11 protein-coding genes are annotated in these 14,057 nt (G+C 57.4%); 4 read left to right on the top strand and 7 right to left on the bottom strand.

Annotated features, from left to right (window positions below; all coding sequences use genetic code 11):
- Positions 1-12: 12 nt before the first annotated feature.
- Complete coding sequence (gene pqqU, locus ES815_RS20950; RefSeq protein WP_142489549.1) at positions 13-2,127, bottom strand: TonB-dependent receptor PqqU; 2,115 nt, start codon at positions 2,125-2,127, stop codon at positions 13-15.
- Between the two features lie 264 nt (positions 2,128-2,391).
- On the opposite strand from pqqU, the gene ES815_RS20945 reads away from it, so the two are divergent.
- Positions 2,392-3,453: a YncE family protein gene (locus tag ES815_RS20945; protein ID WP_142489548.1), complete on the top strand. Its 1,062-nt coding sequence runs from the start codon at positions 2,392-2,394 to the stop codon at positions 3,451-3,453.
- Positions 3,454-3,541: 88 nt separating this feature from the next.
- On the opposite strand, the gene ES815_RS20940 is transcribed toward ES815_RS20945, so the two are convergent.
- A complete protein-coding gene (locus ES815_RS20940) occupies positions 3,542-4,138 on the bottom strand; it encodes a TetR/AcrR family transcriptional regulator (RefSeq protein WP_142489547.1) in 597 nt (198 codons plus the stop codon).
- Between the two features lie 128 nt (positions 4,139-4,266).
- Here ES815_RS20940 and ES815_RS20935 point away from each other — a divergent pair, with 128 nt between their 5' ends.
- On the top strand, positions 4,267-4,659 hold the full coding sequence (locus tag ES815_RS20935; protein WP_142489546.1) for a RidA family protein: 393 nt from the start codon (positions 4,267-4,269) through the stop codon (positions 4,657-4,659).
- Positions 4,660-4,953: 294 nt separating this feature from the next.
- Here ES815_RS20935 and ansP read toward each other — a convergent pair whose 3' ends face one another.
- The 4 genes from ansP to ES815_RS20915 all read right to left on the bottom strand — a co-directional run bounded on the left by ansP (position 4,954) and on the right by ES815_RS20915 (position 10,326).
- A complete protein-coding gene (ansP, locus tag ES815_RS20930; protein WP_142489545.1) occupies positions 4,954-6,450 on the bottom strand; it encodes an L-asparagine permease in 1,497 nt (498 codons plus the stop codon).
- A 376-nt stretch (positions 6,451-6,826) separates the two neighbouring features.
- Positions 6,827-7,717, bottom strand: a complete 891-nt coding sequence (locus tag ES815_RS20925) for a LysR family transcriptional regulator (RefSeq protein ID WP_142489544.1) — start codon at positions 7,715-7,717, stop codon at positions 6,827-6,829.
- A gap of 54 nt (positions 7,718-7,771) precedes the next feature.
- The gene (locus tag ES815_RS20920) at positions 7,772-9,076 is read right to left on the bottom strand and encodes an HdeD family acid-resistance protein (protein WP_142489543.1); all 1,305 of its coding nucleotides are present in this window, start codon (positions 9,074-9,076) and stop codon (positions 7,772-7,774) included.
- Positions 9,077-9,078: 2 nt separating this feature from the next.
- Positions 9,079-10,326, bottom strand: coding sequence for an MASE1 domain-containing protein (locus ES815_RS20915; protein WP_142489542.1), 1,248 nt, complete (start codon positions 10,324-10,326; stop codon positions 9,079-9,081).
- Positions 10,327-10,628: 302 nt separating this feature from the next.
- Here ES815_RS20915 and ES815_RS20910 point away from each other — a divergent pair, with 302 nt between their 5' ends.
- Positions 10,629-11,447, top strand: coding sequence for an HNH endonuclease signature motif containing protein (locus tag ES815_RS20910; protein ID WP_142489541.1), 819 nt, complete (start codon positions 10,629-10,631; stop codon positions 11,445-11,447).
- 139 nt (positions 11,448-11,586) lie between these two features.
- On the opposite strand, the gene ES815_RS20905 is transcribed toward ES815_RS20910, so the two are convergent.
- A complete protein-coding gene (locus tag ES815_RS20905; protein ID WP_142489540.1) occupies positions 11,587-13,122 on the bottom strand; it encodes a methyl-accepting chemotaxis protein in 1,536 nt (511 codons plus the stop codon).
- Positions 13,123-13,470: 348 nt separating this feature from the next.
- Between ES815_RS20905 and ES815_RS20900 the strand changes: the two genes are divergently transcribed.
- Positions 13,471-14,010, top strand: a complete 540-nt coding sequence (locus ES815_RS20900) for a (d)CMP kinase (protein ID WP_142489539.1) — start codon at positions 13,471-13,473, stop codon at positions 14,008-14,010.
- Positions 14,011-14,057: the final 47 nt, after the last annotated feature.

Below are 14,057 nucleotides of genomic sequence, written 5' to 3'. Positions count from 1 at the left end.
CCGGTTTTTTTATTACTCGAAGCGATACGAGACGGAAAGGCCCACCCCGTAGTTACGCCCCGGAGCCGGTTCGTAGTAACGCCCGTTTGATTCGTTGACGATAACCGAGCCGACATACTCTTTGTCGAACAGGTTATCCACGCGACCAAAGACGTCCATGCCCCAGTTGCCGACGTTCAGCTTATACCCGGTATTCAGGCCCACGACGGTATAAGAGGGGGCTTTGGCGTTGTTTTCGTCATCGGCCTCGATGTCGCTCATGTAGCGCACATCCGAACCCGCGTACCAGCCCTCTTCAGGCTGCCAGCCAAAGGAGGCATAGCCCATGTTGCGCGCAATGCCCGGCATCCGGTTGCCTTCGCAGTCTGCGTCACCACAGACGTTGGTGCGGTAGGTGGCATCCAGGTACGTCCACGCCATCTTCAGCTTCCAGTTCTCAGCAAACTGCTGATCGAGTGAAAGCTCCACACCCTGACGACGGGTTTTACCGGCATTTTTGTAGCTGGTGCGTCCGCCTGCGCTGGCATCCACCACGATTTCATCGTCGGTATCGGTGCGGAACAGCGCCGCGGTGAACAGGCCGTTACCGACTCGCGTTTTGCTCCCCACTTCATACGTATTGTTGGTCGACGGCTTGAGGCCGAAGTTCAGGCCGCTCTGGTTATCGGAACGGTAGGAGAGTTCGTTGATGGTCGGGGTTTCAAAACCACGGCCTGCGGCGGCATAGACGTTCCAGGCATCGGTCACGCGGTACTTCAGCGCGCCTGCCGGGAGCCATTTGTGGTAGCTGGCGTCGCCGCTGTCATCGCCGTTAGCACCCTGAATATAGTGGTCGTTCGAGTCGAACCACACCGAGCTGTAGCGCACGCCCGCATCAAGGGAGAGCTTATCTGTCAGCTGCCAGTTGGTTTGCAGGTAAGGGTCGACGTTCCACATCAGGTTGCGCTCATCGCGGCGCTTCGCCCCTTTCACGCCATAGTCCGGCACCCCGTTGTTCATCACGAAGTTTTCATACCCGCGACGATCTTCGCTCAGGTTTTCGTAGTTCAGACCGGTGGTGAAAGTCATCGGCACCAGCAGTTCCCCACGGTGGGTCCAGCGGGTGTCGATCCCCTGGTAGTGGCGCTGCATGTCGATCACGCCGCCCGCGTGGGTTGGACGCAGCTGCGGCTGGTACGGGATCGACTGGTACTGGGTCATCTCACGCTCGCCGGCGTAGGCCATCACGCTGAGGTCGTCCTGCGCGCTCAGCTGGCGCTCATAGCGCAGGCCCGCCTGGGTCTGCTTGATGGTTTTACGGGTGTTGTACTGATCCCCGCGCGGGGACTGACGTGGGTTATCCCGCCACTCCTGATAATCCAGTCCGCCGGGATCGTTGGCTTTCATATCGACGCTGTTAAAAATCAGGCTCAGCTTGCTGGCATCGTCGATGCGCACGCCCAGTTTGGCGTTGGCGAGGTTTTTACGCGCGCCGCTGTGATCGCGATAGCCGTGGGTGGTGAAGCGGGTGGTGGAGACGGTGTAATCCACATCCCCAGGCTGCGTGCCGTCGCCCATCGCGCCGGTGGCCTTCATGCCGTAGCGCCAGCTGCCATAGCTGCCGTAATAGCTGCTGGCCTCCACGGTGGTGGGCTGGCGTCCGGTTTCGGTGGTCATGTTAATCACGCCGCCCGAGGCATTGCCGTACAGGGCGGAGAACGGCCCGCGCAGGACCTCCACGCTCTCGATGCTGTTGATATCGATGTTCGAGGTTTGCCCCTGTCCGTCCGGCATGGTGGCCGGTATCCCGTCGACGTACAGACGAATACCGCGCACCCCGAAGGTGGAGCGGGCACCGAAACCGCGGGTCGACAGCTGGAGATCCTGGGCGTAGTTCTGACGGTTCTGGATTTGTAGTCCGGGAACGCTGCCGAGGGTTTCAGAGAGGTTAATGCGCGGGGTGGCCTGGCGCATATCATCGCCGTTGACCACACTGACCGCCGCAGGCGTATCCAGCTCAGATAGCGTTTGCGGCGACGCGCTGACGATCATGGTTTGCTCTTCGGCCGCCATCGTGGCGACAGGCGAAAAAATAACAGGAACCAACAGCAGGGGAAGCGTTGCCTTACGGGCAGAAATGATTTTCATGAATAAAAGCCGGTTAAGGGAATGACGAACCAAATGGAACATGTACTTATATGGTAAATCTTTTGTAAATGTTTTGAAAACCATAAAAGCACATAGCGTTAATCAAAGTGTAGGATAAATCGGCGGATCGTCTTGATGCGATCAAGAATTACTCCACATTGCGATAAATAATGATTACTATTCTCATCAATAATCAGGCGAAGCGATGACTTTGCCAGCCGGAAGCGATGTCACCGATACCATCTACGTTAAAAGGGAGTTGTTATGAATTTACGTCACCTGTGCTCGCCGCGTCTGCGTGGCTCACTGCTGTTAGGTTCTCTGCTGGTCGCCGGGACCTTTAATGTTCATGCCGCCGAAGAGATGCTGCGTAAAGCGGTGGGTAAGGGCGCGTATGAAATGGCCGTCAGCCAGCAGGAGAACGCATTGTGGGTCGCTACCACCCAGAGCCGCAAAACCGATAAAGGTGGGGTGGTTTACCGTCTCGATCCGCTGACCCTGGAAGTGACACAGGCTATTCATAGCGACCTGAAACCTTTTGGTGCCACTATCAACAACGCCACCCAGACGCTGTGGTTTGGTAACACCACCAACAGCGCGGTGACGGCGATTGACGCCAAAACCGGTGACGTGAAGGGCCGTCTGGTACTTGACGATCGTAAGCGCAGCGAAACCGTCAAACCGCTGCAGCCGCGTGAGCTGGTGGCAGATGACACCACTAACACCGTCTATATCACCGGTATCGGTAAAGAGAGCGTGATTTGGGTGGTGGATGGCGAAACGCTGAAGCTGAAAGAGACCATCACCGGCACCGGCAAGTTCAGCACCGGCCTGGCGCTGGATGCGCAGGCTAAGCGCCTGTACACCACCAACGGCGACGGCGAGCTGCTGACCATCGATACCGCGACCCATAAAATCATCGAGCGCAAAAAACTGCAGGACGACGGCAAGGAGCACTTCTATCTGAACCTGAGCCTCGACGTGAAGGGCCAGCGCGCGTTTATCACCGACTCTAAGCAGCCGGAAGTGCTGGTCATCTCCCTGAAAGACGGCAGCGTCATCAGCAAAGTGGCGGCACCTGAGTCACTGGCCGTGCTCTTCAACCCGGCACGTAATGAAGCCTACGTGACCCACCGTGAAGCGGGCAAGGTGAGCGTGATCGATGCGAAAACCTATAAAGTGACGAAAACCCTCGACACCCCGACCTTCCCGAACAGCCTGGCGCTCTCTGCCGACGGTAAAACCCTGTTCGTGACGGTGAAGCAGAAGTCTTCCCGCCAGCAGGAAGCAACCCAGCCGGATGATGTGATCCGTATCGCGCTGTAAGTGAAGTCCCGTGCCGGGTGGCGGCTGCGCCTTACCCGGCCTACCAAACCGTAGGCCCGTGCAAGCGCAGCGCCGCCGGGCAAATATGTTATTCCGGACGCTGGCACAGTCCGCTTGCCAGCTGCCTGAACACCGCAATGATGTAAGGCAGCGCCTTGTGCGGATCCGGGCGGGTGGCAATCCATAGCGCGGCGCTCATCGCGGCGCTGTTTAACATATAGGCCGCGGCATCCGCGTTCACGGGGTTTATCTCGCCGCGTTCGAGCATGTTTATGATGCTCTGGCGGGTGGATGCAAGGCAGCTAAGCTGACCCGGCCACTGGGCGGGGTCGCCCAGAAAAGCAGGGCCATCCAACAGAACGATGCGTTGCACCTCCGGGTCGAGCGCCATTTTAATATAGGCCACCCCTTCGGCTAACAGTCTTTCCCAGTCATCATCCACATCAGCGGCCTCAGCCTTAGCGCGTTGCGCCATTTCACCATCTATCTGGTCGACAACGGCGGCGAGGAGACCTTTTTTATCGCCAAAATTGTGGTACAGCGCCCCGCGAGTAAGGCCGACGCTGGCGGTGAGTTCATCCATTGATGCTGCGGCAAAGCCCTTTTCAGCAAAGGCTTTTCTTGCCGCCAGGATCAGTTTTGCCCGGTTCTCTTCCATCGTTTCGCTGCGGCGTTTGGCCACCATAGGTCCTCCATCTTCATTTGACATACGCGGCGTATGTGTGATTAATTTGACATACGCCACGTATATTAAATCATCCTTACGTGCTGCGCTTGACGTTTTTTAACCTTCTCTACAGTACAGGACACGCTATGATCCAGCGCGAACCGATTTTCCCTGCAAACCGACATGCGCTCTATGAAGCGCACGGTTACTCTGCCGCCATCCGTTCCGGCGATTTACTCTTTGTTTCTGGTCAGGTGGGAAGCCGCGCCGATGGCACGCCGGAGCCGGATTTTGCCGCTCAGGTACAGCTTGCGTTTGAGAACCTGAAAGCGACGCTTGCCGCGGCGGGATGTACATTTGACGATCTGATTGATGTCACGACCTTCCATACCGATCCGCAGAATCAGTTTCCAGTGATTATGCAGGTCAAACAGGCTATTTTCCCGCAGCCTCCTTATCCGAACTGGACCGCCGTCGGCGTGACCTGGCTGGCAGGATTTGATTTCGAAATTAAGGTGATTGCACGCATTCCGCAGTAATCCAGGCCCGTGCAAGCGCAGCGCTGCCGGGCAAAAGGGTGAGTGCGGTCTGTTTGCCGGGTGGCGGCTTCGCCTTACCCGGCCTACGAAAGGATGTGCGTGCGGATTTTGTAGGCCCGTGCAAGCGCAGCGCCGCCGGGCAAAAGGGTGAGTGCGGTCTGTTTGCCGGGTGGCGGCTTCGCCTTACCCGGCCTACGAAAGAATGTGCGTGCGGATTTTGTAGGCCCGTGCAAGCGCAGCGCCGCCGGGCAAAAAAAAGGGAAGGCATCTGCCTTCCCTTTTTTATTCATGCTTTTACCTTGAGGTCTCTTCCACCAGCGGACCATCCTGCTTTTCATCGTCCGGGTGTTTCGGCGCGGTGCTGTGGATCTCATGCACGCGCTTACGTACGCCAAACCAGCCCGCTACCAGCAGAACCGCCAGCAGAGGGATAGTCGCAATGGTGTAGGTGCCGTTCGGGTAGTCGAACGCCATCAGCACCAGCACGCTGAACAGGAACAGCAGGGTCAGCCAGGAGGTGACCGGTGCGCCCGGCATTTTGAAGCTCACGTCGGCAGCGGTGCCTGCCTTTATCGCTTTGCGCAGACGCATCTGGCACACCACGATAAAGGCCCAGGAGGCGATAATGCCCAGCGCCGCCACGTTCAGCACGATCTCAAATACCTGCGACGGCACCAGATAGTTCAGGAACACGCCGAAGACGTAGACCACCAGGGTCGCCAGAATGCCCGCGTACGGCACCTGCTGCTTGCTCATCTTCGACATATACTTCGGTGCAGAACCACCCATCGACATGGAGCGCAGGATACGGCCGGTGGAGTACAGGCCGGAGTTCAGGCTCGAGAGCGCCGCGGTGAGAACCACGATGTTCATGATGCTGCCCACGTACGGCACGCCGAGCTTCGAGAAGAAGGTCACGAACGGACTTTGACCCGCCTGGTAGGCGTTCCACGGCAGGAGCAGAACCAGCAGCACCACGGAGCCAACATAGAACAGGCCGATACGCCAGATCACGCTGTTGATAGCCTTTGGCACCATGTTCTCTGGATCTTTACATTCGCCCGCCGCCGTACCCACCAGCTCAATGGAGGCAAAGGCGAACACCACGCCCTGGACCAGCACCAACGCCGGCAGAAGGCCGTGCGGGAAGAAACCGCCGTTATCGGTGATCAGATGGAAGCCGGTCATGTTGCCGTCCAGCGGTTTACCGCTGCCGAGGAACACCGTACCGACGACCAGGAAGATCACAATCGCCAGCACCTTAACCAGCGCAAACCAGAACTCCATCTCCGCGAACCACTTCACGCCGATCATGTTCATGGTGCCGACAATCGCCAGCGCGCCAAGGGCAAATACCCACTGCGGCACATCGCCAAACGCGCCCCAGTAGTGCATGTAGAGCGCCACCGCCGTGATATCCACGATCCCGGTCATCGCCCAGTTGACGAAGTACATCCAGCCCGCGACATAGGCGGCTTTTTCACCGAGAAACTCACGGGCGTAGGAGACGAAGCTGCCGCTGGACGGACGGTGTAACACCAGTTCGCCAAGGGCACGCAGAATAAAGAAGGAGAAGATACCGCACACCAGATAGACCAGTGCGAGGGCCGGGCCAGCCATCTGCAGACGAGCGCCTGCACCTAAAAACAGCCCCGTACCGATAGCGCCGCCGATGGCGATCATCTGCACCTGACGGTTGCCCATCGCCTTGTGATAGCCCTCTTCGTGGGCGTTCAGCCAGCGACGTTTCGCAGCATGATGATCGGCTGCGCTTTTATTGCTTGTTTTCATTGAGTTACCTGTTTACCTGTCTGAATCATGTTTCATGATGTCCTCTCCGGCAGGTCACAATACAAACGATTGCTTTTGCGCGGAAATGTGCTGCCTTTCCAGTCATTCTGCGTATGGATAAGGCAAAACATGGCGAAGCATCCTACCTGCAAATAGTAAGGGACGCAAAATATAACGGGCCGAAAGTGAGGTGGCTCTAAATAATTGGTCGGGGCAGTGCTGTCGGGGGTTTGAGGCTGCTGAATCGTGCGTATTTTTGAAACGGCTTTTTGCGTTTTCGCCGCAATTTATATCAGTTTTGCTTAATTATTGCACAGCGGTAAATACGGAGATGCCGACCCGATCGCAGGACCGGCAAAGCGGGGCAGAAAGACCGCTATTTGTGGCGCAGAGCCTCAACCAACAGGGCAAAGGCGGTAGTGTGCTGGCGGCGGCTGGGGTAGTAGAGATGGTAGCCGTCAAACGCGGGACAATACGCCTCCAGCACTCGCGCCAGACGCCCCTGGCTGATGGCTTCCTGTACGGTGTCTTCCGGAACATAGGCGAGTCCCAGACCGGCCTCGGCGGCGTCCAGGCGCTGGGGCAGGTTATTCAGGGTTAACTGCCCGTCCACCCGAACGCGGATCTCCCGCCCTTCACAGGTAAACTCCCAGGCATACAGGCCGCCGCGCGTCGGCAGGCGCATATTGATGCAGCGGTGATCCGCCAGCTGCTCGGGAGTCTGCGGCTCGCCATGCCGGGTGAAATAGTCCGGGGAGCCGACGACCGCCATCCGCATATCTGGCGCGATGCGCACCGCAATCATATCCTTTGCCACCTGTTCGCCCAGCCGCACGCCGGCATCATAACGGCCGTCGACGATATCCGTCAGGCCGTTATCCACCGTCACTTCCACATTGATATCCGGGTACTGCGCCATAAAGGGTTTCAGCACCGGCCACAGCACCCCGGTCATGGCATGTTCTCCGGCGTTAATGCGGATATTGCCCGCCGGGGTATCGCGCATATCGCGCAGGGCGGTCAGCTCCTGCTCGATCTCCCGCAGATGCGGGCTCAGGCGTATAAACAGCTGTTCGCCCGCTTCGGTGGGGGCCACGCTGCGGGTGGTCCGGGTCAGCAGGCGCATATCGAGGCGCGCTTCAAGGTTGCGCATGGCGTGGCTGAGGGCCGACTGCGACACGCCCAGCTGCGCCGCGGCGCGGGTGAAGCTGCGCTCCCGGGCGACGACCATAAACGACAGCAGATCGTTAAAATTATCCTTCAGCATCGTGGCGCTCCCATTATATGAATTTCACTCATGTTTCCTTGTAGATTATGCAGTCTAATCTTCGCCGTCCGCCGCCGTAAACCATCTCTTTTTGATCAGGTGGATCAGCGACACCTCCGTGGGGTGAACCACCGCATGTAGCGCCCGGGTATAGTCCAGCACCAGCCCGGGCGTCCAGGCCATGTTGGTGGCACGCTTGCGCAGCTGCGCGGCGATCCACAGCTCCGGAATAAACAACAGCCGCACAAAGCCGCCCCGGGTACAGCGCTCTTTCAGGGCACCATCCATGGCGGCTTCAAGGGCCCAGGCCACGCTGCTGGAGCAGTTGCGCCAGGTCAGGTTGTAGGTTTTGGTTTGCCGGTAATGGTTCCAGAAACTGGTGAGTGATGTCGCATTAAAGGTGGAGAAGTGGATTTTGCGGTCGGACTCGCACCACATATTGGCTTCAAAGGGATAATCCGGTTGATACTTACCCGCCACGGTGTTCGCCTCCACCGCCTTCAGCAGGTTAAAAAACTCCGACGGTGACCGGTCAATCTCCGCCGCCGGGTAGAGGCTGATATAGAGCGTCGGCGGCAGTTCCAGCGCCGCATGGCCGGTCGAGATCACGCCGTCGGCATCCACGGCGGCAATGTAGCGGTTGATCACCGGGCGCGGAAGCGTCTGTTGTTTAGCCGAGCCCTCCGGCGTCCAGACGTGAACGATCAGCTGATTACCCGGCGTGTTCTCAACCTCCTGCGGGAGCGCCTCGCGCTCGCCAATCCTCAGCGTCTGCGGGACGAGAATATCGAATACCGAGCGGCCGTGGCGGACCTGGCGCATCCGCAGGGAGAGGATCACCGAGTGCACCCCGCCGGTGAGCATCACCATGCCGATAAACTGCGAGACGGTGCCGTCGTGTTCTGTCGGAAAGGGCAGGAACAGGAAAATAGCAAACAGGATTTGCGACACCCCGGAGAGCAGGGCGCGACGCCAGTGGCTAAAGCGCACCACCACCGCAGAGGCGATGGTGAACAGGCCGGTAATGAAGTACGCAATTCCGAAGACGATCGCCAGCGCCAGGGTGCCATCATGGCGACCCGATAAAATCAGAATGGCGATTAACAGGAACACGCCGCCCTTAAAGTAAAAAATCCCGCGCTGGGTCCCTTTAGCCGCCGAGCCCAGCGCCAGGGACACCAGGCTGTCGAGCAGCAGAAACAGCCCAAAGACATGCAGGGGGAAGTGCAGCCCACCCTGCAGGCCATCGATAAAAATGGCCAGCCCCAGCCCGCCCCAGAGCATTCCGGCCACCATGAAGAACGGCGCTGCTCTGCGGACAAACGCCGCCCCGGCCAGCAAAAAAGCGATTTGCAGCATGGTTAACTCTCCTCCTGCGGCGCGGGCTGAAACAGGCTTTCCTTGTCTTCAGACCAGAACGCGACAATCACCGGGCGATCCTTATCGGCCATCAGCAGCATATTTCGTTCAGTTATTCTGATGGGCGGATGGTCCCGGAGCGCCAGCGTAAAATGAAATGCCTCCGCAACGGGCTGGCTGTCCGCTACCGCCTGCCAGCGGGCGGCCATCTGCGCCTGCTGTCGCGGATCGGGTACCCGGATCAGCAGCGCTTCCCGGGTGGTGACCTGGGCTAACGCGGCGGCGAGGGCCGGGTGCGCATGAGGAGCCCAGACCAGGCGACCCGTTTCGGGATCGAGGGAGTAGGCCGTAGACCGGGCATGACGGTCGGCGGGGGTATGCGTTTTCTGGGCGCGAATAAACACCAGCAGCAGGGCAGCGGCGGAGAGGTAACATTGCGCCAGCAAAATCGACTCCTCCGGGGTCAGGCGGGCGAAATAAAAGGGGCCGGTTTCGCGCCAGGAGGCGTAGATCACCACGGCGCTAAAGAGGATAAACGCCAGCGATGCCAGGCGATTACCGCATATAACGGTGGTGGCGGTCAGCAGGACCAGCGGCAGGCAGGCCAGGGCGTAAATCAGGGCGATATTGTCGCTGCGGTCGGGCACGCCGTTGAAGATATAGAGGGTCGTCAACAACACGGCGAACACTAAAAACACGCCTGCTAATGACTCCTGCCGCGCCCCTTTATCGACCGGGGCCAGCAGGCCCATCAGCGGCGGGGTGACAAACAGCGTGCCGGTGACGTTGGCGCTCCAGACGATCCACAGCCACGGCATCTGCACGCTCCCGGCCATCAGGGAGAGCCAGCCGACCCCCGCCAGCGCCGCCAGCGCGCTGAAGATGATAGTGGAAATCACCCAGTTGACGATTTTGTGCAGGCGGTCGTAGCCCCGGGAAAAGTAGCGCACGCTCCATGCAATGCCCAGATGGCTGGTCAGCGAAAACAGGGCCAGCACCAGCGAGACGTGAAGCGTATGCTGAAAGGTCACCCCCAGTAACAGGCGGGCAAGGAACAGGGTAAGCCAGAGCGCGAGCCACCGCTTTCGCGTTGTGATGAGAAAGGCGGTGACGGCCACGCCCGACGGCAGCCAGATAAAGGCCGCCCGGCTCTCAGGACCGTCGAGGAATAACGAGATCCAGCCCAGCAGATAATAGAGTGCGCCCCAGGCGAGTAACGAGACCGCTAACGTCAGTTTATCTGCTTTCATCCAGGGCTCCCGGCAGCGACCGTCGCTTTAAAAAAGATATGACCTTTTCGTCGGGTTAGCCATTTTTGCCGTGGCGATGAGTCGCCAGGCGCCGCAAGTGCCTGTTGCAGCCGAAAGGGGAATTCACCTCATTATCACTGCTGTATCATTCATATAATCAATAACAAAGGTGCTCCCATCACGGACATGCGGATAGTAAAGCGGTAATCTACCCAATATATTTTTACGTCGGAGAGATCCGGCGCAGAGAATTAAGACCACTGGCGAACTTCAAACTTATCCACTTCGAGAGCACGACTGAAATGACGCTTATCGCACCGAAACACTATGCCACCATTAATGACCTGAACCTGACTGGTCGCGTTCTGATTATCCAGACAGACGGAAAAAAAGGCGCGCTGATACTGGATGAAACGACGGGCACTGGCTCATCAGGTTTCTGGCGCGTTGGAGCCTCGCACCGTTTCGATCACATCATCCTCCGCGTCGGGGAGAACAGGAACTATCGGTTAATCCAGGCGACTCATAGCCGTACAGAACGCCTGGATGGCCGCAACGCGAATGGAAACAGCAAAGTTGTCCATTTCGAAAACTTCCGTTACATCGGCGTGACGACGACAGAATCGCCATCAGAATTTGCCGGTGCGAAAACAAGTTATGGTTTTGTATCAGTAGACTGTCTGCCAAAACATGAGCCCATACCTGTGTTTTCAGAGTCGCCAGAACCAAAACGGCAGGGAACGGAGGTCATCATCGAGACAAGGCCGGATCAACCTGACTTTGCGGCAGATGTCTGGGAAAATTGCAAAAGACGTTGTGTTATTTCTGATGTGAAAATGCGCGCTCGATTACAGGCTGCACATCTTATCAGCCATGCTGACCAGGGTCCCGACCACTATTCCAATGGACTGATACTGCGTAGCGATCTGCATGGACTTTTCGACACGGATCATCTGGCCATTGAGCCTTCTACACTCACAGTACGAATCAGCCCAGCGGCATTGGCTACTGATCCTGATTTAGCGAAATTTGCTGATAAGCCATTATTGAATATTCATCATCCTGTCGATCCGTTCTTTCTTGAGCTTCGCTGGAAAAAGTTTCTTTCCCTCCACCATTGATAGTGATGGTTACCAGGTAGCTTTTCCGTCGTTTTGTCGACGACCCGACCATTCGGGCTGTTATTAACGACAGCATTGGGGCGCAGCGCGCCCCTTCACGTCGATGAGTCTATTGCAAGGGCCTTTCCCCTGAGACTCGTCAGCCGCCGAACACCGCAATCGCCTGCTGCAGGCGGGTGGTGCGCTGGGTGAGGTGGTTGGCCGCCTGGGTGACGTGCTCCACCATCCCGGTGTTGTTATGGGTCATCACCCCGATACGGGAAATGGATTCATTAATCAGGGTCAGCGCCTGGGTCTGTTCCTGGGTGGCGTGACCGATCTCCTTGATCAGGGCCGACATGTTCAGCACGTTACCAATCATGGTGGTCAGCTGGGTTTCGGTCTGTTCCACCATATCCACCCCGGCGTTGACGCTGGCGACGTTCTTCTCGATAAGCGATGCGATCTCCTTCGCTGCTGAAGCAGAGTGCTGGGCCAGGTTACGCACTTCGGCGGCGACCACTGCGAAGCCGCGTCCCGCCTCCCCGGCGCGGGCGGCTTCTACCGCGGCATTCAGCGCCAGGATATTGGTCTGGAAGGCGATCCGGTCGATCACCGCGATGATATCGACAATCTGGCCGTTATCCCGCGACACCGACTGCATCACGCCGATGGTCTGCTTCATTACCGCTTCGCCGCTGTATGCGCTGGCACTGGTCTGGTCGGCCATCCGGATTGCCTCTTCCGCCGTTTGTGCGGTCTGTTTTACCGCGCTGGCAATCTCTTCCACCGCCGCAGCCGTCTGCTGCAGATCACCGGAGGTCTCTTCCGAGCGGGCCTGCAGGGCATCGCCTTCTTTGGCGACCTGCTGGCTGATATCGCGGATACCGTTGATTTGCGTCCCGACATCATCCACCAGCGAGTTCAGGTTTAATCCGGACTGGTTAACCAGCCGCATCATTAAGCCAATCTCATCGACGCGATCGAAATGGGTGTAATCTGTCTTGCGACCCGACACCACGCGCTGCATCTGTTTAACGATGGTTTTTACCGGGCGACAGATCTGGGCATTGAGAAATAACGCCAGCAAAATAAACAGCAGCGCCAGGGCGACGGACTGCATTATTCCGGTAGAGAATAATAAAGGCAGGGCCAAAGCGAGCAGGGCGGTAATACCAAGGGAGTAATTAACCCGCTTCGCGGTACTGAGCCGTTTGGAAATAGAGAGAAAGGAGAATATTCCCCGACGCACCAGCACCCCTTTATAAAAACGATGGCCTTTTATTTCGTTATTTCGCACCCGCTGATAGAGCGCCTCGCTGGCATCGATCTCACGACGTTCGGGAATATTGCGCACCGAGATATAGCCGGTGAGGCTGTCATTCTGGTAGACGGGCGTGACGTTGGCCCGCACCCAGTAGTGATCCCCGTTGTGACGGCGGTTCTTCACCAGCCCGGTCCAGCTCTCGCCCTGCTGCAGGGTAAACCACATATCGCCAAACGCCTCCGGGGGCATATCAGGATGGCGGATCACATTATGCGGTTCACCAATAAGATGTTCTTCTTTATAACCACTGGCATCAATAAAGGCCGAGTTCGCGTACGTAATATGACTCTGGATATCGGTGGTCGACATTAGGGTCGACCCTTCGTTAAGCAAATACTCGTTTTGTGTAACGTGATTGTTACGCCTCATGAATAACTCCATGGTGATGTCTGTGTAAAGAGAAGCCGCCCGAAAAAAAGTTTCAGGCAAGGTTAACTGTTTATTCTGTAATATTACGGCTGGCGTATTCTCCACAAAAATTAATGAATTAGAAAGCGCCAGAATTAACTATTTTTTGTATTAACCGGTGCTTCTGTAATAAAAATGCAATCAGCAGGGGGCGAATATCAATGCAGGCGGGAAATAAACCGACTTAAGGCAAATATAACGGAAATAATGGCTCCATGGCGAAAACCACACTTCCGAAATCGTGTTTCATTAACATTCATAAAACATTATCATTGTTAGCCCGTTTTTCACGACGCATCAGGAAATGTGATGAAAATCAATATTGTTGGCACCAGCGGCAGCGGCAAGAGCACGCTGGCCCGCAGGATCGCTAGTGAACTGGCACTGCCCTGTATCGAAATGGACACTCTGTACTGGCGTCCTGACTGGCAGGGCACCCCGGACGAGGTCATGTTCGCAAAGCTGGAGACGGCGCTCAGCGCCACGCCAGGCTGGGTGCTGGACGGCAACTACAACCGCACCCGCCCGATAAAATGGCGCAACGTCGATCTAGTGGTATGGGTCGATTACGGCCTGGCCCGCACCCTGCGTCAGGCCGTTACCCGGGCGGTAAAACGCGCCTGGACGCAGCAGGAGCTGTGGCCCGGCACCGGCAACCGGGAGAGTTTTCGTCGCTCCTTCTTTAGCCGGGAATCGATCCTGCTGTGGACAATCAAAACCTGGCGCAGCAACCGGGTGCGCTACGAGGCCGACATGCAAAACCCGGCTTTTGCCCATATCCGCTTCGTGCGCATCACCTCCCGCCAGCAGGCCAACGCCCTGATCGCCGGGCTCCGTTCATCGCGATAATCCGACGCGGTATTTCTGAAATCCGGCAAACCAAATGTAAATTAATT

Origin of the sequence: Leclercia adecarboxylata, assembly GCF_006874705.1 — a bacterium.
In the GTDB taxonomy this organism is placed as follows: Bacteria; Pseudomonadota; Gammaproteobacteria; order Enterobacterales; family Enterobacteriaceae; genus Enterobacter; species Enterobacter adecarboxylatus_C.
The sequence above is the reverse complement of the archived record's forward strand: the minus strand, read 5'-3'. Positions and strand labels throughout refer to the sequence as shown.